We start from the raw sequence: 21,938 nt of genomic DNA on the forward strand, positions 1-21,938 counted from the left end.
GTATAAAAAAAATGAAAAAATCAGGAGGTTTTTTTAGAATTATCTATTATTTTTAATGATAAAAATAATTTTTACACAGCAAAAAATAATCAAAACAAAAAAATTACTTGGATTTTTTATAAATGATACAGCAAATTAAAAGAGTGATATTGAGAAGCACAGAAAATGAATTTGAAAGAATAATGGGTAATTCATCCTGTAAGAAACCGTACCAAACCCATAAAGAAAGGCCGGAAATAAGCACTAATAACATAACCCATGAGATGTCGTCTGCATTTTTTTCCTTCAAAACTTTTATTAATTGCGGAAGCATCGCCGCTGAAGTTAAAATCCCTGCAACAATACCTAAAACATTTTCATTCATAGCATTTAATTCTAATCGTAATGAAGATAAGAATTTTCGCTATATTCTCGAAATATATTTATTATTTGATAGAATTAAGAAAAATTCCTAGATCTTCTTCTTTATCAAGCTTCATTTTAGATTTTATTTTTGATTTATAAACCCGGGCGCTTCCTGGGGTAACATTTTCCAGCAGAGACACTTCTTTTGATGAAAGATTGAGCCTGTAGAGCACGCATAATTTCAATTCATGGTCTGTAAGAGTAGAAAATCTATTTGACAGTTTTTCCATAAATTCTTTATTTTCGATAGAGCTTTCATTGATAAGGTCACAATTTTTCTCATCAATCTGCAATAGATTGTTGATTTTAAAAAAAAGATCTCTTACGGTACTTTCGGCATCAATATTTTTTGATCTTTTAATTTTTTTGAGGTTTTCGAGGAATGCTTTTTCTGTTTCTATTTTCAGGTTGAGGTTGAGATGCAGATTTTTTATTTTACCTTGCTGAAACTGAAGATCTTTTTCTAAATTTTCCTTATTACTTTCTAAAAGTGATTTTTCTTCTTCCAGAATATTTTTTTCTGCTTCATTTTTCTTTCTGATTTTAAAAATAATGCGTACGGAAATGGCTATAACAGCTACAATTAAAATAACAAGCAAAATGTTTTTTCTTTTCTGGCTTTCTATTTTTACATCATATTGCTGATTAATATTTTTTAAAATGTAACCGTTGAGTACGTTAGAAACGTTGTCGATTTCTTCAGAAATATCCTGTGCATTTTGGTTATTGTATTTTATCAGCAGATCCGAATATATATTAACATTAGGAATATCATTATTTTTAATATAATAATTGACCAATATTTCACAAATCGCAATTTTTGCTTTCAGAGGTTTTGTTTTGGGTAAAAGTGTTCTATATAAAAGAATTATTTCTTTAACCTTATCTAATTGTTTGTTTGACTGATATATAGAGAGTAATTTAGCTACCTTTTTAACACCGTTAAGAGAAAGGGTCTGCTCAGATTTAGAGTAATCAATATCTTTTACCAAGTATCTTTCGGCGGTTACATAATCTTTTTTATAAAAATAGAATAATCCTAAGTTAGCAATCATTTTATGCATAAAAGTAATCTCATCACCGGTAAGTTTTTTTTTGGTTTTAAGAATATTTATAGCGTATCTGGTTTGCTTAATTCCTGAATCAAAATTACCTGTTTTCATGTCACATAAGGCAAAATTATTGTGCATGGAAGCAATATACATAGTATCCCGCTTACTAAAATTGACTAACGCCTTTCCAAAATAAATCCTTGCAAGAGAATAGCTTTTGTGTGTAAAATACCATCTTCCTTTTGCATGATACATATGTGGCAAAAAGTTTTTTATAGGAGATTTTTCTTCAATTTTTATTGCCTCATTGAGAAACTGTAAACATAATTTGGGTGAGGTATCTTCTAATTCCAGGGCCAGAAAAAAATTACATGCAGCCGTAATGTATTCATAATGATCATCATTAATTCTGATTAATTCGTAAATCAATGATATTTTTTTGGATCTGCTTTCTGTATTTAGAAATATCTCACCGTATTTACTGCTGAGCAGATATTTTAAATCATTTGTTTTTTTATATTTATTAAGCTCCTGTAGATATAAGCTGTGTATTTTTTTCTGATCGTGGTCAGCTTCCGTAAATTCTTTGTCAATATTATAGAAATATTCATTGTCATTCACTGAATGGCTGGAATTCATCAGTAAAACTGACAATAATAATATGAGTATTATCCGGTACACATTCTAATTTAGTAAAAAAAACAATCGGTAATTAATTTAATATTATTTACGCTTAAAATATATACAATTTAATGATTATCAGTTAATTACATTTTAAATTTTCAAATAATTAACATGAAAACCTTATTATAATCGATGTTGATTAAAAAAATAAAATAATACATAATCTCAATTCTACATTAATTAATAAACTGATAGATTTAAATAAAAAGATAAAATAAATAAGAAGAATTCTTTCATTGTAAAACAATAACAATTGATTGAAAAGAAAATAAATCTGGAAAAAAAACCGAAAAATGAGTCTTTAACTCATGTTTTAAAAAATTTGATAAAAAAACAATTCTAAATGTTGTTTTATAATAGCTTAAAATCACTTTTTAATAACCCTATTTTACTAAAATCTGCTTATTTACTGCTTAACTTATGGTTAAATACATAACCCTAGTTTTTTTTCTTAAAAGAAATCACAAATAAGATGAATAAAATACAATTAATGCATTTAGCAAAATAATAAACTAATAATCAACATGTTAAAATAATCAAGTTAACACTTCTTGCGTCGATTTTATAATTCGGTTAACACCAATTAATAGGTGAAGAGTGAGATAATTAAGACTTACAGTATAGATTTGCTATAGAAAACAACAATCAAATTAAAAAACTTGAGAAACGTTAACCAAAAAAAAGAATTTTCGTGCCTAGGTCAATAGTATTATAATAAAAGAGAATTCAAACATTTTAAAATGAAAAAGGATATTAGATAAATAAATCTTACTTGTATAATTTAAGAAATAAAATTAAGGAATATCTTAAAAACAAGATAAAATTTAATTTACTGATAACCAATTTATTAACAATTAAATACAATTATTATGAAATCTTTCCAGAACATACACGCAGGAGCTTTAATAAAACAAAGAGTTTCAGAAGGAAAAATAGAAAGTCAGCGTATTTGTAATTTTTTCAACTGTACGGAAGAAGAAATTGAGAAAATGTATGAGTCAAAAAGCATAGACGCGGAAAAATTACTAAAATGGAGCAAATTGTTAGAATATGATTTCTTCAGGATTTATTCTCAGCATCTTATTCTTTTTTCTCCACCAAGCAATGCCTACAGTGCAGATAAAGAAAAAAAAAGTAGCCTTCCGCAATTCAGAAAGAGTATTTATACAAAAGAGGTAATTGATTTTTTAGTGGAACTTTTACAGTCGGGAGAAAAAAATATGAACGAAATAATTGATGAATACGGAATTCCTAAAACCACTCTTCATCGATGGACCGTGAAATACAGGAATTTTGAACTTGAAAAAAGTGAAAGCAAATAAATAATAATCAGTAAAAAATAACAAAATGATAAGAGTAATCCCAAACTACAAGAGAATTTATAATGACATGATTACCAGAAAACATCCTGAAAAACAGGAGCAATGCAGATCAATATTAGGAAAAGAAGACCTGTCTATGCTGGATGTAATTAAGCTAAATGACATTATTTTCGGAATTAAAGATAAGCAAACGGTTATTTTTAATCAAATGCACCGTTCTTATGATGAGAACACGATATTAGAAATACTTTCATATCAACATAAAAATAATATGAATAACACTCAGTTGGCCAATCATTTCAGCCTTAGCCGAAATACCGTTGCCAAATGGAAAAAACATTTTGTAAACCGGCATTCACATTCTCTCAAAGCATGATGAAATATCAAGACGGTCACATCCTAAAAACACACTATTATGTAAGAACGACGGAAGATTATTGGCAATTTAATTTGTATATTCTTAATATCCCCAATTAAACATTGTAAAAGTAGCTTTAGCCAAGATCTGATCTCGTTTTTATATGCGATGAATGTGAATGTCCGGTTTTTAAAAAAAATATTAATTATTAAACAATCTTCATACATTATATATAATTAGTGGAAGTAAGGAAGCGCAAATAAGTCAATTTCAGATAACTCATCCTCATTTGATTTTGACTGTTTGCCTCCTTCTTTATAAAAAAAGAATTAAAAATTATCTTCATAATATTAAGTAAAGTGGGAATAGGTTTGTGGGAAATCAGGTTAATATTTTATTAATTTGATAACCCTCAGCCTATTTTTTTATAATACTAACAATATAAATTATCAAAATAACAGTTTATATTAAGAACAAATAAATAATATTAATTTATTTATATAAATCATGTAATGGTATCTTATAAAAACTAATTTTGTATTGAAAAGCCACAAATCATGTTTTTAAAAAATCATTCAGTAAAAATATTTTGTCTAATTTTTATTTTCATTGCTGTACTTTTTAATTCGCAACCTTATTCTACCCCAGATCAGCTTGACAGTCTGACAGATAACTTAAGAATAGCGGGTAAAATCAATGAAAGTATTGAGTTGAATAAACGCGCAATAAGCCAGTTTGAAAAGAAAAAAGATACAAATGGACTGATTGCAGCGTACATCAACATGGGTGGCTTGCTGTGGCACTTACACAGGTATAAAGAAAGCCTGCAATATCTGGAAAACGCAGAAGATAAGCTCATAAAAATCAAAAATTTTGATTTACGCGCCAAACTTTATGGTGAATATGGCAGAAATTACGCTTCCTTAGGTCTTCTTGAACAGTCAAATTCCAGCTTAAATACTTCTATTTATTTTGCAAAACAAATTTCCAACAAGAAAAAAAGAGAAAAACTTCTTTATTTTTATTATACCTGGAAACTTGCAAATTTTGAAGAGCTTCATATTACGGATTCTATTAATTTTATTCAAAAAAAACGTCTTGAGCTTTCTGCACAACCTCTGACTTTTGTACATATTGCCGAAGAAAACCTAAAAAACAAGCAATTAGATACTGCCGAATATTATCTTAATAAAGCGATGTCATTAACAGGTGATTACAGCCTTTATCAAAAATCGATGACTTTGCTTGCTTTCGGAAAACTCTATACTGAAAGGGAAAGTTATGATAAAGCGTTACAATATTATCTTCAATCCTTAGCCATTTCAAAACAATTAAGTCGTAAAAATGATATCCGAAATGCATATAAAATAATCTCTGATACTTATAAACAACTTAATGATATTGAAAAAAAGAATGAATATCTGGAAAAATATTCTCATTTAAGCGACAGCATCGAAAAAGATGAGAGAAATGCCCTTGACATTCCTGTGAAAAAAATCATTAAGAAAGAAAGTCAGAAAGAAAAAGAAGAAAGAACAAAATATTATATCATTATCGTTATTATTATTGCTGTTGCAACTTCCATATTATTTTTCTTAGTTAAAGCTTATCAGAAGAAACAAAAACTTAAAGATGAAATAATTGATGAAAAATTAACTGAAACTGAAGAATTAAAGCAAAAATTAAACACCACCGGTTTCGATGAACTTTCGAAGCTGGCAATGACCAATGACCCGTTTTTTCTGCCTCGCTTCAAAGAAATATATCCTGAATTTTATGAAAAACTGACTGAAAAATACCCTCAGCTTTCAGCAAATGATATTAAATTCAGTGCATTTCTGAGGCTTAATCTTTCCACAAAAACTATTGCACAATATAAAAATATTTCTGTCCGCACCATTGAATCCAGAAAATACAGACTTAGAAAAAAATTAGATCTTCCTTCGGATATTGATCTGAATAAATGGATGATGGAATTTTAATTATTAGTCCAGATTTTACATTTTTTAAATAATCAGCAGGATAATTCAAATTTCAAGCTGTTATTTTATACTTCATCAATACTGCAAGCACAACCAATACACATTGATAATCAAATCATTAAAAATATGAAGTGGTATTGCAGTAATGTATTCATCCAAAATTCACTGTACATTTGTTCAACATTCAAGTTAGTATTTAAAACACAAATTTGTTCCCTGATAAGGACTTACAGAGTGAGCTGCTTAATTGTCTGCTCACTCTTTTTAAATTTTAAACTAATTTTTGTCTTGAAATATAATCCGATTGTTTTAAAATTTTCTTACCAATTTAATACACAGTCTTCAGGTAAGAAAATGATAAGTAGGATGTGCAAATATCCTGAAGCAAAGACTCATCCCGTTTTGAATTCTGGATTTTGCAGCCTACTTTTAAGCTTTGACGTTATTTAATGATATATAATAAGTGAAGTGGTGGTGTAGGAATGCAAATATTTCATTTTAATCTTGTTGGATATTTGCTTCCTACTTTTATGAAAAACACATTTTTTGGAGAAAAAGAAAAACCGTTTGATCAAAAACGGTTTTTTATTTTATGAATATCTATTTTACTGTAGTAAATCTATCTAGAGAAACTTCCTTATGCAAAGGGATATTTTCTTCAATAAAATCATATAAGCTCTTAGAAAAATAGCAGCCGTTGAGAATCCCCCTCGCCCCTAAACCATTGAAAACATATAAATTTTTATGCTCCGAATGTCTTCCGAGGATAGGTCTCCTGTCTTTTACCGTTGGTCTGAAACCAAAATTAGTATCTTTAATTTCAAAATCATAAGGATAAAACTCAGATAATCCTTTTATTAATTGTTCCACTGCAGAATCATCAATATGATGATGTAATTGCTCCCTGTCGTAGGTTCCGCCATAAAAAAATAAACCATTATTTACAGGGAATAGAAAATGTTTCTTTTTAATGGTAATATTTGGAGAAATCGGGACAGAAAGCTTTACTTTAATATGATGTCCTTTATTTGGATCTATCGGTAAATCAGAGAAATATGGGTTGTTTTTAACAACAATTCCTTCACAGAAAATAATATGTTTAAAATTAAAGTCTTCATATGTATTTTGGGAAGTATTGATCTTCGAATAATCAAATTTTTCTTTGATAAGTTGTGATTCATTTTCAAAAAAATTGAATAAACCTGTAAAAAATCCATTAACATTAAGTCTGGCGGATTGATTTACCTTTCCTGTATTAAAATCATTTTTTACTACCTCTAAATGATCAAAATTTTTATCTAAAAAATGGGTAAGCTCATTATTTTCTGATTTTTTAAGCCAAAGTTTCTGTTCATTTTCATCATGAAAAATTCTGTGAATAGGATTTTCAATTAAGTAATTTTCTCCGGTATAAGATTCGATTTGGTGAAGTGTTTCCTTAAGGAAATCTATTTGCTCCTGGGCCTTCCAAAATGTGGTAAACTTTTTAAGAACAACAGGATTTATAATCCCTGCTGAAACTTGAGAAGCACTTTTTCGACCTTCGGAAAACAGGACAAAAGATTTATCATTTATTTTTAATTGATGCGCAAGAAATAAGGCCGCGTAACCATCTCCTACAATTATATAATCTACATTTTTCATAATAAAAAAACCTGAGTAAAAGTACTCAGGTTTTCTATAAATATCAAGTGAAATTTAGTAATTCCACATTTCATTTTCCATGTCAAGAATCTGTGACTTGATTTTGTCACTTTCTTCGATCTGCTCTTCAGCATTTCTAGGAATATAATCTTTGATCACACCATCACCTAAGCCGTTTGAAGACTTATAGATGATTGAAGAAAATCTTCTGGCATTAAGCAAATCATCGAATGATAAATCTGCAGATGAATTCTTTCTGTTGAATACAAAATTATTAGCCAATACATCTCTAGCGCTTGGATAATAGATCCAGAACAGGTCAATAAGCTCGTCAGCAGCAACTAGTGGCTGTCCGTCAGGACCTACTCTACCTTGTACAGCAGGATCAGGACCCATTGCAGCAATACCTAGAGGTCTGTATTTCATTTGCCCATCTCTCTTATCGATAAACCACATACCCATAATCTTTAAAACTTTTACTTTATCAGTAGTCGTTTTAAATACATCGGTATATTCTTTTTTCTCCTGTTCAGTTAACTGTCTTCCGGAGTTTAAGATATCAATCGCAGCATCAGCAATTCTAACGCTTTCCAATCTCTTTTGAATTGCCTCAGGAGATAATTTAGTCACAAAATTTTCGTCATCGTAAACTTCAGCAATTTTTCCTGTAGTTGCCGCGTCTAATAATAACTGATATAAAGATCTTGTCTGAGTAGCTAATAAACCATCCGGATTGTCATAATAAAACGGTTGGTTGATCTTATCATTCATATCGATAATTTCCCAAACAAACATACTTTTTAAGATATCTTTATCATCAACAAACCCATATTCTAAAGGCTTTACAGTTTTATCAACGATTGTATCACCAACTTTTTGTTTGTTTTCAGCTCTCATTTGTCTGAACTCTTCCGGCGAAGAAGCGTTCAGGATAGTTTGGGAGAATGCAAATCCCGAAACCAACACTAAAAAACTGCTAATATATTTTTTCATAATATTTTTTTATACTAATTAAAATTACTGAACATTGATTACAACAGGTGAGATATTCTTAATCTGTTGATTTCCTAAACCTGTAGCAGTAGCCTTAATATCAAATACATATACTACATCTCCTGCTCTTGCGTTCTTAACTAATCCAGCAGCGTCACTTAAGCTGTTTCCTTTAATCAACAATGCTGCTCTGCCAGGAACCTTAACCATAAACTGATTAACAGTGAATGATACTGGGAAGTCGAAGTCAGGAATTGCAGCCTGTACCATCTGATTAGGAATCGAAGTAGCAGGAACGTTCAATACTGTCTGACCTCTCATTTGCCCTTGAGGTGCCGGTACATTTTTAATTCTATATTCAAATACCTGAGAAACAGTTTTACCATATGGGTCTGTACCAGATAATGTCATTTTAACCGTGTTACCAGTTGAAGGGATAACAATCCATTTACCAGGTCCTGTACTTTTCACTGTAGCTCCAGGAGCAGATAGTGATAATTTAGAATTATCAGCACCTAAGATTGATCCGGAAAGAGGGTTCTCAAGGCCTCTATATACTACATTCATCTTATCAGGAGATAGTAATAAACCTTTCTCAAGCTTCACTTCTCTTGGTCCTGCAATTACGTTATAAGTATGAGTCCAAGGGAAACTTTGAGGTTTACCAGAAGCATCAGTTAATGTAATCGTACCGTTTAAAGTATGCTCACCAATACCAGAACCTGAAATTGGGATGATTCCTTTACCGTTTTCTACTCTGCTTACACCAGTGATGTTAATTTTGTTGCTGTTAGAATAAGTACCTAACATAACTTTAACTTCTGCCTGCTTACCAGCCTGAAGATCAACCGGACCAGAAACGATAGGCTCATAGCTTGAGAATTTGATGCTAGCATCTACTTTCTCCTGAAGTAATAATGCCAATGCATCAGATTGTACGTTTCTAGCATCATTCTGTATGATCTCAAGATTTGACATCGCAGCAATTAGCGGCTGATGATAGAATTTATTCTGAAACCATGTTTTACCATTTGGAGATTTCCCTTGAGGATATTCAGCGATGATAGATTTATTAGCTCTATCTACTAAATCCTTAAGCTGAGGGTTTTTTCCAAAAGTTGCAGCGATATAATTTCTTACATCATCCATTTTAGCTTTTAATTCCAAAGCTTTTTGAGTAGGAGTATTTTCGTCACCATCTTTAAAGAAGTAACTCATTGTTGCTTCATTATTATTAAGAGCTGCAAAATTCTCACTTACATCAAGTTCTTTTCCTGTGTTAGGATCTTTATCGTGAAATTCCGATTCTTTTTTTAGAACATCTTTGATTCCCTGAGCTGCTAATACCAAAGCATCAACTTTAGATTTCAAAACTTTATAATCCGCCCAAGGCTGAGCATAGGTATCCGGTACCTGCTGCGCTTTAGCCTCCAACGTTTTTTCAAAGATTTTTTCGTTCTTTCTTTCTGTTAAAGTTCTGGTTTCGTTAAGTGCTTTAGTCGAGTCATAGTATGACCTGATGATTTCTGCATCAATATTTAGGGCCATCATAGCGATGAACACCAAATACATTAGGTTGATCATCTTCTGACGAGGTGTCTGTTTTCCTTGTGCCATTCTTTTTTTCTTTTGTTTTGATTAAGTAGTTAAATTTAGAAATAAATGGTTTGGAAATTAAGACTTCATTGCAGTTAACATACCTCCATAAACTCTATTTAAGTTATTTAAGTTAGATGTTAAACCTTGTAACTCTTGATTGAATTTTTCTGATTGTTCAGCAGATTTTTGCATATCTGCTACATATTTATTAGCAAACTCTGATTGTCTCTTACCGTTTTCCAACTGCATTAGATATAGTGCATTCATGCTTTCCATATGTTGAGCAGCTTTGTTTAATTGGTCGTTATATTTGTGAGTAGATGCAGACACATCAACAGTTTGATTGATCTGATCAACTGAATTTGAAAATTTATCAATACCAGTTCTCAGTCTCTCAAATAACTGAACATCTAACTTTGCATCTTGCAGCATCTTGTCTAATTTAGTTGAAAGAGAGTTTTCTAATTCAGCCATTTGCGCCGCAGCGTTATTTTTAGAAGATACGTTAGAATGTAATGGGTTTGGGTTAGCATGCTTATCTAATAATTCAGGATATACATTTTCCCAAGCGTAAGACTCTTCAGATTTTGGAGGGTCAAAAGCGAAAATAATAAAGATAATTGCTTCAGTGATAAGCCCTACAGTAAGAGCCATGTTACCATTAACTGGTCCCAAAGTAATGTGGGTAATTTTAAGCCAAGCTCCAAGAATTACAATTGCAGCACCGAATGAATAAAAGAAATTCATCCAAGCATCTTTAGTCTTAAACATATAAGTTAGTTTTTTTTAATGTTAAATAAAATTGATATTGAAAAATAGTTGTCTGGTTTTAATTTCTGTTAACTCTTTTTGGTTTAACAGCAGCTTCAGGAATATCTTGTACTGTTCTGAATCCGATATAACTTCTTGCTGAATCTTTTCTTTCCCAATCTCTAGCACCCGTCATTAGCATGTATCCAACATCTTTCCAAGATCCACCTCTAACAGATCTTTTAGTATCGGTTTTATCTTTAGTAGAAGGATTTAATGTAGAAGAGAATCCGTAAGAAGAGTTATTATATGCAGATAATGTCCATTCAGAAACGTTTCCAGCCATATCAAACAGGCCAAATCCATTCTTCTTAAATTTCTTTACTGGTGCTGTATATGTATAAGTCCCTTTTTTGTCATCTTCCATATAGTTACCTCTCTTAGGTTTGAAGTTTGCCAGGTAGCATCCTCTGTCATCCATTAAATATGGACCACCCCAAGGGTAAGTAGCGTTTTGCATTCCACCTCTTGCAGCATATTCCCATTCGATTTCGGTAGGAAGACGGAATTGCAATGGTCTTTGTTTTCTTCTTTTTAAGCTTTCGTTATAATCAGACTTTAATTTAGATCTGAAATTACAGTATGCTCTTGCCTGATCCCATGTCACACCAACTACAGGATAATCCTTATAGGCTTTGTGCCAGAAATACTGCTCAAACAATGGTTCGTTATAAGCAAAGTGGAAATCTTTTACCCAGACAGTAGTATCAGGATAGATTGCGATACTTTCACTTCTAAGGTAATTTGCACCTCTTTCGTTATCAGCAACCGCAGCATCCATATCCCCCCATCTGTAAGTATATTTTAATTTACTAACGTCAAGAATTCTTTCGTTTCCAACTCTTGATGATGCAGGTAAATACATCGATTCCAGAACCTCGGCATATTCTACATCCGGATATTTTGTGGTGCTCCAATGCAATGGAATTTTCCAGTCTAATCTTTTAGTATCATCGTATCCATCATCTCTAGTTCCTTGTCCTTCTAAATATTCTTGATATGGTGTTAAATCTTCTTCTTTTTTAGCAAGGTATGCATAATCACCTATTGCAGCACCTTTACCACCACCATCACCACCTTCTCCGGCAGCTTCAGCAAGTAAAGTTCTAGCGATAGAATCTCTTACATAATTGATAAATACTCTGTATTCTGCATTAGTAGTTTCTGCTTCATCCATGAAGAAAGAAGATACAGTAACTGTTTTCAAATTTGCTTTTTCGGGAGCGTTTGTAGGATCCTGATCAGCAAGACCAGCAACAAACGATCCGGCAGGAATACCGACCATTCCGTATGGTCTTTCTGCAACAAATGATTTAGTTTTTTCTCTTGGTATCAACTCTCCTTTTGTTCCCGGCTTCCCTACAGAAGCAGATCCACCACCAGAACAAGATACCGACGCTACCGACGCAGACAATAATAAAAGAAATATCCTTTTCATGTTAATTTTTATAATTAAGCCGTAAATATATAATTTTTTTAAGAAACTTTTAAGATTTTTTTTGAAATAACGGAAGAAATCTAAATTTATTTTATTTGCAACAAATTTTTATTCTACAGTTACCGACTTTGCAAGGTTTCTGGGCTGGTCTACATTGGCACCTCTATACACTGCAATGTAGTATGCCAGCAGCTGTAAAGGCACTGATGCGATGATCGGCGAGAAACACTCTGAAGTCTCAGGAATCTCAATGACATAATCTGCCATTTCGCTCACCTGCTGATCTCCTTTGTTGACCACAGCAACAATTTTTCCTTTTCTTGCTTTAATTTCCTGAACGTTGCTCACAATTTTGTCATAGTGTCCTTTTTTAGGAGCAATGATAACAATCGGCATATTTTCATCGATCAAAGCGATAGGCCCGTGCTTCATTTCCGCAGCCGGATATCCTTCAGCATGAATATAAGAGATCTCTTTTAATTTTAATGCCCCTTCTAATGCGGCAGGATAATTATATCCTCTTCCTAAATATAGGAAATTTGTAGCCCCTATGAAGTCTTTGGCAATATCTTGAACTAATTCGTGAGTAGCGCTTAGAACTTCTTCAATTCTCTTAGGAATTGCGTCCAATTCTGCTATTAAGCTCATGAATTCAGCATTTCCTAAATTACCGTTGTGTTTACCTAGTTTAAACGCAATTAGGGTAAGAATGGTAAGCTGCGCCGTGAAAGCTTTCGTAGAAGCTACCCCGATTTCCGGGCCGGCGTGTGTATAAGAACCTGCATCCGTAATTCTTGCAATAGAAGAATCTACTACATTACAGATACCATATATAAATGCGCCTTTTTCTTTAGCTAATTTTAAAGCAGCCATTGTATCTGCTGTTTCTCCTGACTGAGAAATTGCAATGACAACATCTTTATCTGTAATAATCGGGTTTCTGTATCTGAATTCTGATGCATATTCTACCTCAACAGGGATTCTTGCATATTCTTCAATTAAATATTCACCGATAAGACCGGCATGCCAGGAAGTTCCGCAAGCGATGATAATAATCCTGTTGGCATTTTTGAATTTTTCGATATGATCCCAGATCCCAGCCATTTTGATTACTCCTTCATCTACGAGAAGCCTACCTCTCATGGTATCGTGAACAGATTTTGGCTGTTCAAAAATCTCCTTAAGCATAAAATGTTCATAACCGCCTTTTTCGATCTGTTCAAGGCTTAGCTTAAGCATTTGAATTTCAGCTACAATCTTTGAATTATCATTAATTGTTCTGATATCCACCCCGTTTTCCAGAGAAATAGTTGCCATGTGGCCTTCTTCCAAATAAATCGCTTCTTTTGTAAATTCTACAAAAGGAGACGCATCAGAAGCAATAAAATATTCCTTATCACCGATACCGATTGCCAAAGGAGAACCTAATCTTCCTACAACAAGTACTCCTGGATAATCTTCATGCATTACAGTAATTGCATATGCACCGTAAACCTCATTTAAAGCATATCTTACAGCCGTCGGGAATTCTGTCTCTTGATTAAGATCCATAAAATACTGGATAAGATTTACCAATACTTCAGTATCTGTTTCTGATTTGAAAGAAAATCCTTTTTCCGTAAGCATCTTCTTAATAGTATCATAATTTTCAATAATACCATTGTGGATGATTGCTATTTTTCCATTGTTTGATAAATGCGGGTGAGAATTTCTATCACTTGGTACCCCGTGAGTTGCCCAACGGGTGTGCCCCATTCCCATTTTGGCAATACCTTTCAGCTTGCCTGCAATATTCACAAGGTCATCTACTTTTCCTTTTGTTTTCTCAACTTCGAATTTGTTGTTTGTATTTTCAAGTACGATTCCGGCACTATCGTAGCCTCTGTATTCCAGCCTTCTAAGACCGTTAATAACTACATCGTATGCATCTTGAAATCCTGTGTATCCTACTATTCCGCACATATTTTTATCTTAAGTATAGGTGTTTTAAATTTATTTTTTTGTCCCGTAAATAATTTTCAATTGTACTCTATTCGCATTACTAGGATCCGATCCGATAAATACGGCTCTGTCTCTTGCATATGTTCTAGAAGTATATTGATAGCCTGCTAATGTTCCTGTAGAAGTACTTAGGAAGCTTCCCAAATCAATTTTAAAATATTTATTTGTATTATCAGCACCAGTTTCTACAATATCTTTTACAGATTTTGTCACCGTAAAATCATAATAAGCCGGGTTTTTATCTAAATCAAATGCCTTATAAATGGCAAAATTATTAGCCCCTGTTAAATTTAATAAATCTGCCGTAAAATTTGTAGTTTCTTTACCGTTGGTATCTTTATCTTTTTGTACAATAGTAAATGATGTAGGTTTCGGATATTTGTTATTCCAAGCCGTAGCATCTGTGTAAATTCTGATTTTTGCACTTATGATGCCTGCTTTATCAACCTGATATAATTGTTTAAGCTGATTAATTGTTGCATCAGGAAGCTTAATGCCAATTGAAGGACCTCCCATTCCCTGAGCAAAAAGCTTCAGGTCACCGGTTGCCGTATTTCCCTGTACATAATTTGGCAGTTGAGATCCGGCTCTTTCATACTGATATTGAGCGATACGCGCATTTCCTGCACCTAAAGAGAAGGTATAGGTCGCCTGAGGTCTTGTTGTTGTCCCGTTTTCAGTTTTGTCATATTTATAATACATGATCAGCTCCATATCGTTGGGAGAGAACTGCATTAAATATCCGTCATCCTCAGCTACAGAGATTCTCAAACCTTTAAAATACCTGATAAAATTTGAAACATCCTGAAGTTCCGGCTGATCTTTTTTATCAATAATTTTAGTTTTAAAGAAACTTGCCGATAAAGGGATTCTAAAGCCTACAGCCGAAGTAAAAATCGAGGAAGCATCTGAGTCTTTCGTAATGGTAACAGAATTTACCTTTCCAAAAAATTCTTTTGAACCAAGCTCCGTTCCTGTACCGACAGCTGCATTTGAATAGGCAATGTCTGTTGAACCGTTTAAGAAATCAGTCACTTCATTTACTTTAATTGTCATTTTTGCGGTCGAAACATTCCCGTATTTATTTACAGGATATGTATTTACGACTTTCTTTGCGGCAACGCTTCCGTCAGGATAAACATAGTTTTCGTCGGTGGTGGTTGTTACCGTATCAGCGGCATAGGTAGGCTTAATTACTAAAACCACAGAATCCACTGCGGCATTCGTTCCAAAATCAGGATCGTATGTTGATAATCTTAACTGGGTAAGATAAGATGCTCTTTGTCTGCCAAATTGTCCTTCGTTAAAAACACCGAGAACACCTGCTCCCAATTTCGAAGCATCCGTTCTGATGGTATCATGATTGTCGATATTATAGGCAATAACATCAAAAGATTTTTCATTTCCCTGTGCGGCTCCGTCCAAGAACAATTGCTCTCCTAATGAATCCGGGTCCGGCTCGCAGTTATAAAGCATTACACTTCCAAAAATCGCCAATGACAGGATGGCGAAGGCTCTTTTAATAATATGAGTCATTAAAATGTGTTTTTTAATAAAGTTGATTAATAGAATCTACATCGAGATACTCTGATTTCGCAGTTGTTGCTTCATTGAAAGCCTTATCCAGTTCTTCATTAAGGAATTCATCTCCTTTTACAACGGCATCCACATAATTCATGCTTTCAATTACAAAACTTTGAATACTTGGGTTATCTAACGCTTTTAATCCTGAAATATTGTCGAATGCCAATTTAGCCCCGATATTCTGGTCAAGCGGCGTATCTTTCTCATTATATAAAGAAAGGATGATTTTTGCATCTTTGAAATACGTATCAGATTCGTAATATGTTTTAAGATAAATCGGGACGAATGAGGCCATCCAGCCATTTAAGTGGATCACGTCCGGAACCCAGTTTAGCTTTTTGATTGTTTCAATTACTCCTCTTGCAAAAAATATTGCTCTCTCGTCGTTATCAGGGAAAGAAACCCCTTCATCATCGTAGTAATATTGTTTTCTTTTAAAATACTCTTCATTATCTATAAAGTAAACCTGAAGTCTTTCCCCCGGAAGAGACGCTACTTTAATAATCAGAGGCTGATCTAGATCGTTAATAATAATATTCATCCCAGAAAGGCGGATTACCTCGTGAAGCTGGAACTTTCTCTCACTTATTTGTCCAAATCTTGGCATAAAAACTCTAACATCATTGCCTTCATTGTGCATCTTAAGTGCCATTTTGTTTACCACTGTAGCCATATTTGTGTCTTCTTGGTATGGATACATTTCTGTAGTAATGTACAGTATTTTTTGATTCGGCATAAACTTCTATCTAATTTTTGTAAAAACGCTTTAATGTGCAAAATTACAAAAAAACATCCAACATTATTTTAATTAACATTTTTTTACGATAATTCTGTATTTCAAATTGCTAAAACCACACCTTAATCTATGATATTTTTAGTATTTTTGAATTGATATTAAAATAAACTATGGAAGTTTTAAAAAATAAAAAAACACTACAGGATTTCATTGAAAGACAGAAGGAAATGGGCAAAAGAATAGGCTTTGCACCCACTATGGGAGCCCTTCACAATGGCCATCTTTCCCTTTACGAGGAGGCCAGAAAAGAGAATGATCTTGTTGTTTCATCAATTTTTGTTAATCCTACTCAGTTTAATAATCCTGAGGATCTTGAAAAATATCCGAGAGATATTAACAGGGATATTTTAATTCTTAAAAATTCAGGGTTAGTAGATGCTGTTTATATTCCTGAGGTTCAAGATATTTACCCTGAAAAAACGGTAAGCCAGCATTACGATTTTGATGGTTTGGAAAATGAAATGGAAGGAAAATCGAGACCGGGTCATTTTGACGGTGTCGGAACGGTTGTTGAAGAGCTTTTTAGACAGGTAAAACCGGACAATGCTTATTTTGGTGAAAAAGACTTTCAGCAGCTGGCGATTATCAAAAAAATGGTCGAAAAGAAGCACCTTCCGATAAAAATAAAAGGTGTTGTTATTTACAGAGCAGAAAACGGACTTGCATTAAGCTCAAGAAACCAAAGACTTCAGGAAGACAGACGAGAAGCTTCAAAAGTGATCTACGAAACATTAAAAAAGGTCAATGAATGGTTCAGAATTATCACAATTCCCGAAATTAAAGAGAGAGTGCAGGATATTTTTGACCAACAAAAAGGAATGCATCTGGAATATTTTCTGATCGCGGATGAAAATACGTTAAAAGAAACAGATTTTTTTTATAAGGATAAAAACTACAGAGCATTTATCGTTGTCGTGGTAGATGCTGTGAGATTAATTGATAATATGCATCTGGATTAAAAAGGTTAAGATTAAAGTTTAGCTTAATAATAATTTATTTTTTAGAACTAATAATAGCGTTGCTTTTTGAGTGGCGCTTTTTTATTTTAAATTAATTATAATTAAGTTTTCTATGGTTTATTATGTTGAGATCCTTCGACTGCTTCGCACTCAGGATGACACCGTGAAAATTTTATGCAAAGATTATAACAATAACAATTAGTATTAGCGTCTGTCATTCTGAGCGCGAAGCAGTCGAAGGATCTCATTAAACTAAATACTGATGATATTTATATTCAAGGAATTTAAAAGAATCAAGGAAAAGGATTTTCAAGTAAGTGCACATGTAAAAAAAATCAAAGGCTTCTTGCGGAAGCCTTTGAAACACCAAATCACAAAATATTAATATGAAAAAAATTTACTTTTCAGTAAACTTGTGACCCGGCTGGGATTCGAACCCAGGACCCATACATTAAAAGTGTATTGCTCTACCAGCTGAGCTACCGAGTCGGCCACAATTAATAATAAATATAAAATTAATTTCTTATCTTTACTAATAATTATTTAATTTTTTTTCTGCAGTGTGCCTGCGACTGGACTCGAACCAGCACATCCTTAGGAAACCACCCCCTCAAGATGGCGTGTCTACCAATTTCACCACGCAGGCAATAAAAAGTACAAAAACCAGTAATTTTATTGCTAGTGACCCGGCTGGGATTCGAACCCAGGACCCATACATTAAAAGTGTATTGCTCTACCAGCTGAGCTACCGAGTCGGCCACATTATTATCAAGTTTTCATTTAAGTAATGTCCCTTGTTTTTAGTGGTGCAAAGATATTACTTTTTTCTTTATCTCAAAACTTTTTTGCAAATTTGTTTAAAAAAAATTCATGATAATTTCACTGGTCGGATACATGGGAAGTGGCAAATCTCACATTTCCAAAATATTAAGCGAAAAAATAAATTTTAAACTCATTGACCTCGATAAAGAGATCTCCAGGAGAAATAAATTAACCATTCCGGAAATTTTTGATAAAAAGGGAGAAATCTACTTTAGAAAGCTGGAAAGAGAGACATTAGAAGAGATTCTGGCGACACAGGAAAACCTGGTTTTAAGTCTTGGTGGAGGAACGCCTGCTTATTACAATAACATGGAAATTATAAACAGTAATTCAAAAAGCGTGTTTTTGAGAGCTTCAATTGCTACTTTATCAGAAAGGATCTCAAAGCAGAAAGAAAAAAGGCCTTTAATAGCCAATATTTCTGACGAGAACCTTCCTGAATTTATAGCTAAACATTTGTTTGAAAGAAACGAGTTTTACAGTAAGGCTCAATTTATCGTAAGCACGGATGCAAGAGAGCCTGAAGACATCGTTAATGAAATTACAGAAAAACTTTATTTATAAGCCAGGTAATAGGGCTTAGATTACAGATAATAGGAAGAAAATTAAATAGGTTATTAAATTATTTATCTTCTTTTTCATCCGTTTCATTGTTGCTGCTTTCGCCAAAAAAGTCGTCCCAATCGGTAAAATCTGTAGCAATATCATTACCCACATAATCGTCCATTTCACGTCTGTCTTTTTTGGTCGGGCGCCCTTCCCCCCTGTTTCTATAGTAGTCTTGGGTCATTTTGCGCATTTTCAGGATTTCGTACTGCTCTTTGTCGGTCATATCCTTGATGTGAAGTGAAACTAATTTTGCCCCAATTCTACTTTTAGGAATCTGGATGACTTTAATTTTATAGTCAATCTGATTTTTACGGATCTTGATAACATCGCCTTCTTTTACCTCTTTTGAGGACTTCACAGTAGATTCTCCTATAGAAACCCGATTTTTTTTAATCTCCTCTGTAGCAATGCTTCTCGTCTTATAAAATCGAATACTCCATAAAAATTTATCTATTCTCATAATTTTTTATACTTTTGCCGTTATATTATTTGTAAAGTAATTAAAGTTTTTTGAAATGAAAAAAATATTTTTATATATCCTTGCAGGATCTTTGTGTTTCACTGCCTGTAAAAAAGATGATGATGTAGCAACTTATGTAGAGCCGGAGGACATCTCAGTACAGAATACTTATGATGACCAATCTATTCAGAAGTTTTTGGATGAAAACTATCTGGACACTCAAGGAAATATAAAACCTTTCAGCAGTACGGATGCATCCGATGATAATTACAAAAAACTATCTCAGCTAAACCCTGTTACGCTTCCTTCAGGAGTTGTATATATCATGAGAGACAGCGCGCAGCCTGATCCGGGAACGGCAATTGGGAATAGAGATATCATAAAATTAATGTTGAGATCTAAAACATATTTGGCTGCCAATACAGACGGAAATGTGGCCTTCATTTCAGGAACTGATTTTGTTAACACAATCGACGGAACCGGCTCACCAATTGTTGATCCAACGTATTATTATATTGCCAACAAAAATCCTTTAATAGTAAATGCTACCACCGACGCTGCTAAACAAAAAAGCTATTATATGGTTGAAGGATTAAATGAGGCTTTACAAAAATTCAAAGCTTTTGATCTTTCAAATGGGGCTTCATATAATTTACAAGGTGTCATTATTGTTCCTTCAAGAGCAGCTTTTGCCAGAGATGCACATTACAATTATACAGGATATTCTTTCAGAAACAGAAGTTTTGTATTTAACTTCCAGGTTTATAAAACCGAAGCAAGACCTGCTGATCAGGATTAATTAAAATTTAAAATAAAAATAAAAAAGCCTCAATTTTCGTTGAGGCTTTTTATATGGTAAAATTTAATTTAATACTTTGCTTTCTGCTTCACATTTCCTAAAATATCAGGAAAATAAAGGTCTGCCAAATGATCAAATTCATCTCCTCGCATAAACATTGTTGCATCCACTTCCTCATAAGAACTTCTTCCTGCGGCGGCAATTAATTCATTACAGGTATGAAGGGTATTTTTATGAAAATGGTACACTCTTTCCGCTTTATCCGTAACATCGAGCCCTTTAATCAACATTTTATCCTGCGTGGCAACACCGGTCGGACATTTATTATTGTTACATCGCAACGCCTGAATACAGCCCAGAGAAAACATAAATCCTCTCGCATTATTGCACATATCGGCGCCCATTGCAACGGCTCTTAAAATATCCAGGCTTGTTAAAACTTTTCCGCTGGCAATGACTCTTAATTTCTCTCTTAAATTGTAATTATTAAGCGTTCTGTTTACAAAAATCAAAGCCGGTTCCAAAGGCATTCCTACTCCATCTGAAAATTCCGGCGGTGCGGCTCCTGTTCCGCCTTCTGCTCCGTCGATTGTGATAAAATCAGGATAAATTTTTAATACATTCATCTGAACGCAAATGTCTTCAAACTCTTTGGTATCACCAATACATAGCTTAAATCCAACCGGTTTTCCGCCAGAAAGCTCTCTCAATTGCTGAACAAACCTCAACAATCCTGCTGCATTGGAAAAAGCGGAATGCGACGGCGGCGAAATGATCGTCATTCCAGGCATAACGTGACGGATTTTTGCAATTTCAGGGGTATTTTTTACGCCCGGTAAAACTCCGCCGTGACCGGGTTTTGCTCCTTGGGATAATTTAATTTCAATCATCTTTACATTCGGTAGTGTAGAGTATTTTGTAAATAATTCAGGATTAAATTTTCCTTCATCATCTCGGCAGCCAAAATATCCTGTTCCGATCTGCCAGCAAAGATCACCACCCTCCAAATGGTGCGGAGAAATCCCTCCCTCACCTGTATTATGGTAAAAATTTCCTTTTTTAGCCCCTCTGTTTAAAGAAATCTGAGCCCTGTCACTCAATGCCCCGAAACTCATGGCCGAAATATTAAATAACGATGCATGATAAGGCTGCGAACACTGCTCGCCGCCAACCCAAACTCTCGGAAGCTCTTCTTTAGGAGATTTAGCATAAATTGAATGCTTAATTCCCTCATATTTTCTATGATTAACTTCTAATTGAGTCCCAAAAGGAACTGTATCACTCAGGTTTTTTGCACGTCTGTACACTGCAGAACGTTGATTTCTCGGAAAAGGCTTACCGTCGGTTTCTCTTTCAATAAAATATTGCTGCATTTCTGGTGAAATACTTTCAAAAAAATACCGGAAATATCCCACAACAGGAAAGTTTCTTAAAATAGCATGTTTTGATTGTGTAATATTATAAATTCCAATAGCGTACAAAATGGTAAGTAAAATCGGAATCCACCAATCTGCTTTTATAGAAAAAGCCACTGCCCAGGCTATAATTACAATAACAGCTCCCCAAGATAAAAACTTATCTCTCATAGAATGTAATATTTAAAAGTTAAAAATAAATGTAG

The 21,938-nt window shown here is 33.4% G+C and carries 18 protein-coding genes and 3 tRNA genes; 6 read left to right on the forward strand and 15 right to left on the reverse strand.

What is annotated here, in order from left to right:
- Positions 1-103 precede the first annotated feature (103 nt).
- Together BLT04_RS03585 and BLT04_RS03590 are read right to left on the reverse strand one after the other, a co-directional pair.
- Positions 104-364 carry a SemiSWEET transporter gene (locus BLT04_RS03585; RefSeq protein ID WP_089753732.1) on the reverse strand — a complete coding sequence of 87 codons (261 nt, stop codon included), beginning with the start codon at positions 362-364 and terminating at the stop codon, positions 104-106.
- A 61-nt stretch (positions 365-425) separates the two neighbouring features.
- The gene (locus BLT04_RS03590) at positions 426-2,111 is read right to left on the reverse strand and encodes a hypothetical protein (protein WP_139166206.1); all 1,686 of its coding nucleotides are present in this window, start codon (positions 2,109-2,111) and stop codon (positions 426-428) included.
- An 899-nt stretch (positions 2,112-3,010) separates the two neighbouring features.
- On the opposite strand from BLT04_RS03590, the gene BLT04_RS03595 reads away from it, so the two are divergent.
- The 3 genes from BLT04_RS03595 (at position 3,011) to BLT04_RS03605 (ending at position 5,803) form a co-directional block, all read left to right on the forward strand.
- Complete coding sequence (locus BLT04_RS03595; protein ID WP_089753735.1) at positions 3,011-3,463, forward strand: transposase; 453 nt, start codon at positions 3,011-3,013, stop codon at positions 3,461-3,463.
- Positions 3,464-3,488: 25 nt separating this feature from the next.
- Positions 3,489-3,839, forward strand: coding sequence for a transposase (locus BLT04_RS03600; RefSeq protein WP_089753737.1), 351 nt, complete (start codon positions 3,489-3,491; stop codon positions 3,837-3,839).
- A gap of 539 nt (positions 3,840-4,378) precedes the next feature.
- Entirely contained in the window at positions 4,379-5,803 is a 1,425-nt protein-coding gene (locus tag BLT04_RS03605) for a tetratricopeptide repeat protein (protein ID WP_089753740.1), read from the forward strand.
- Between the two features lie 600 nt (positions 5,804-6,403).
- Here the strand turns inward: BLT04_RS03605 and BLT04_RS03610 are convergent.
- The 8 genes from BLT04_RS03610 to BLT04_RS03645 form a co-directional block, all read right to left on the reverse strand.
- Positions 6,404-7,447 (reverse strand): NAD(P)/FAD-dependent oxidoreductase, encoded by a 1,044-nt coding sequence (locus tag BLT04_RS03610; protein WP_089753742.1) that lies wholly within the window; start codon positions 7,445-7,447, stop codon positions 6,404-6,406.
- Positions 7,448-7,501: 54 nt separating this feature from the next.
- Positions 7,502-8,440 carry a type IX secretion system ring subunit PorN/GldN gene (gene porN / locus BLT04_RS03615; protein ID WP_089753744.1) on the reverse strand — a complete coding sequence of 313 codons (939 nt, stop codon included), beginning with the start codon at positions 8,438-8,440 and terminating at the stop codon, positions 7,502-7,504.
- Between the two features lie 24 nt (positions 8,441-8,464).
- Entirely contained in the window at positions 8,465-10,057 is a 1,593-nt protein-coding gene (gene porM, locus BLT04_RS03620; RefSeq protein ID WP_089753746.1) for a type IX secretion system motor protein PorM/GldM, read from the reverse strand.
- Between the two features lie 57 nt (positions 10,058-10,114).
- A complete protein-coding gene (porL, locus tag BLT04_RS03625) occupies positions 10,115-10,810 on the reverse strand; it encodes a type IX secretion system motor protein PorL/GldL (RefSeq protein ID WP_089753748.1) in 696 nt (231 codons plus the stop codon).
- Between the two features lie 58 nt (positions 10,811-10,868).
- Positions 10,869-12,287 carry a T9SS ring complex lipoprotein PorK/GldK gene (porK, locus tag BLT04_RS03630; protein ID WP_089753750.1) on the reverse strand — a complete coding sequence of 473 codons (1,419 nt, stop codon included), beginning with the start codon at positions 12,285-12,287 and terminating at the stop codon, positions 10,869-10,871.
- 108 nt (positions 12,288-12,395) lie between these two features.
- Positions 12,396-14,249, reverse strand: coding sequence for a glutamine--fructose-6-phosphate transaminase (isomerizing) (gene glmS / locus BLT04_RS03635; protein ID WP_089753751.1), 1,854 nt, complete (start codon positions 14,247-14,249; stop codon positions 12,396-12,398).
- A 30-nt stretch (positions 14,250-14,279) separates the two neighbouring features.
- A complete protein-coding gene (locus BLT04_RS03640) occupies positions 14,280-15,824 on the reverse strand; it encodes a DUF4270 domain-containing protein (protein ID WP_089753754.1) in 1,545 nt (514 codons plus the stop codon).
- A gap of 13 nt (positions 15,825-15,837) precedes the next feature.
- The gene (locus BLT04_RS03645) at positions 15,838-16,608 is read right to left on the reverse strand and encodes a glycogen/starch synthase (RefSeq protein ID WP_089753756.1); all 771 of its coding nucleotides are present in this window, start codon (positions 16,606-16,608) and stop codon (positions 15,838-15,840) included.
- 170 nt (positions 16,609-16,778) lie between these two features.
- On the opposite strand from BLT04_RS03645, the gene panC reads away from it, so the two are divergent.
- Entirely contained in the window at positions 16,779-17,627 is an 849-nt protein-coding gene (gene panC / locus BLT04_RS03650) for a pantoate--beta-alanine ligase (RefSeq protein WP_089753757.1), read from the forward strand.
- A gap of 416 nt (positions 17,628-18,043) precedes the next feature.
- Here panC and BLT04_RS03655 read toward each other — a convergent pair.
- The 3 genes from BLT04_RS03655 to BLT04_RS03665 all read right to left on the reverse strand — a co-directional run bounded on the left by BLT04_RS03655 (position 18,044) and on the right by BLT04_RS03665 (position 18,382).
- Positions 18,044-18,116: transfer RNA gene (locus BLT04_RS03655), tRNA-Lys, on the reverse strand.
- Between the two features lie 74 nt (positions 18,117-18,190).
- Positions 18,191-18,273 (reverse strand) — tRNA-Leu (locus BLT04_RS03660).
- A gap of 36 nt (positions 18,274-18,309) precedes the next feature.
- Positions 18,310-18,382 (reverse strand) — tRNA-Lys (locus BLT04_RS03665).
- A gap of 115 nt (positions 18,383-18,497) precedes the next feature.
- Here BLT04_RS03665 and BLT04_RS03670 point away from each other — a divergent pair.
- The gene (locus BLT04_RS03670) at positions 18,498-19,013 is read left to right on the forward strand and encodes a shikimate kinase (RefSeq protein WP_089753760.1); all 516 of its coding nucleotides are present in this window, start codon (positions 18,498-18,500) and stop codon (positions 19,011-19,013) included.
- Between the two features lie 58 nt (positions 19,014-19,071).
- On the opposite strand, the gene BLT04_RS03675 is transcribed toward BLT04_RS03670, so the two are convergent.
- On the reverse strand, positions 19,072-19,518 hold the full coding sequence (locus BLT04_RS03675) for an RNA-binding S4 domain-containing protein (protein ID WP_089753762.1): 447 nt from the start codon (positions 19,516-19,518) through the stop codon (positions 19,072-19,074).
- A 55-nt stretch (positions 19,519-19,573) separates the two neighbouring features.
- Between BLT04_RS03675 and BLT04_RS03680 the strand changes: the two genes are divergently transcribed.
- Positions 19,574-20,317, forward strand: coding sequence for a hypothetical protein (locus BLT04_RS03680; protein ID WP_089753764.1), 744 nt, complete (start codon positions 19,574-19,576; stop codon positions 20,315-20,317).
- 68 nt (positions 20,318-20,385) lie between these two features.
- On the opposite strand, the gene BLT04_RS03685 is transcribed toward BLT04_RS03680, so the two are convergent.
- Complete coding sequence (locus BLT04_RS03685) at positions 20,386-21,903, reverse strand: FMN-binding glutamate synthase family protein (protein ID WP_089753766.1); 1,518 nt, start codon at positions 21,901-21,903, stop codon at positions 20,386-20,388.
- Positions 21,904-21,938 lie beyond the last annotated feature (35 nt).

The organism is Chryseobacterium soldanellicola, assembly GCF_900100115.1.
In the GTDB taxonomy this organism is placed as follows: domain Bacteria; phylum Bacteroidota; class Bacteroidia; order Flavobacteriales; family Weeksellaceae; genus Chryseobacterium; species Chryseobacterium soldanellicola.

Bases quoted from the DNA above. Each gene is read 5' to 3' on its own strand.
- glmS (WP_089753751.1), bottom strand. From the start codon at position 14,249: ATGTGCGGAATAGTAGGATACACAGGATTTCAAGATGCATACGATGTA.
- BLT04_RS03670 (WP_089753760.1), top strand. From the start codon at position 18,498: ATGATAATTTCACTGGTCGGATACATGGGAAGTGGCAAATCTCACATT.
- BLT04_RS03675 (WP_089753762.1), bottom strand. From the start codon at position 19,518: ATGAGAATAGATAAATTTTTATGGAGTATTCGATTTTATAAGACGAGA.
- BLT04_RS03600 (WP_089753737.1), top strand. From the start codon at position 3,489: ATGATAAGAGTAATCCCAAACTACAAGAGAATTTATAATGACATGATT.
- BLT04_RS03640 (WP_089753754.1), bottom strand. From the start codon at position 15,824: ATGACTCATATTATTAAAAGAGCCTTCGCCATCCTGTCATTGGCGATT.
- BLT04_RS03595 (WP_089753735.1), top strand. From the start codon at position 3,011: ATGAAATCTTTCCAGAACATACACGCAGGAGCTTTAATAAAACAAAGA.
- BLT04_RS03680 (WP_089753764.1), top strand. From the start codon at position 19,574: ATGAAAAAAATATTTTTATATATCCTTGCAGGATCTTTGTGTTTCACT.
- panC (WP_089753757.1), top strand. From the start codon at position 16,779: ATGGAAGTTTTAAAAAATAAAAAAACACTACAGGATTTCATTGAAAGA.
- BLT04_RS03685 (WP_089753766.1), bottom strand. From the start codon at position 21,903: ATGAGAGATAAGTTTTTATCTTGGGGAGCTGTTATTGTAATTATAGCC.
- porL (WP_089753748.1), bottom strand. From the start codon at position 10,810: ATGTTTAAGACTAAAGATGCTTGGATGAATTTCTTTTATTCATTCGGT.
- porN (WP_089753744.1), bottom strand. From the start codon at position 8,440: ATGAAAAAATATATTAGCAGTTTTTTAGTGTTGGTTTCGGGATTTGCA.
- BLT04_RS03605 (WP_089753740.1), top strand. From the start codon at position 4,379: ATGTTTTTAAAAAATCATTCAGTAAAAATATTTTGTCTAATTTTTATT.
- BLT04_RS03645 (WP_089753756.1), bottom strand. From the start codon at position 16,608: ATGCCGAATCAAAAAATACTGTACATTACTACAGAAATGTATCCATAC.
- BLT04_RS03585 (WP_089753732.1), bottom strand. From the start codon at position 364: ATGAATGAAAATGTTTTAGGTATTGTTGCAGGGATTTTAACTTCAGCG.
- porM (WP_089753746.1), bottom strand. From the start codon at position 10,057: ATGGCACAAGGAAAACAGACACCTCGTCAGAAGATGATCAACCTAATG.
- BLT04_RS03610 (WP_089753742.1), bottom strand. From the start codon at position 7,447: ATGAAAAATGTAGATTATATAATTGTAGGAGATGGTTACGCGGCCTTA.
- porK (WP_089753750.1), bottom strand. From the start codon at position 12,287: ATGAAAAGGATATTTCTTTTATTATTGTCTGCGTCGGTAGCGTCGGTA.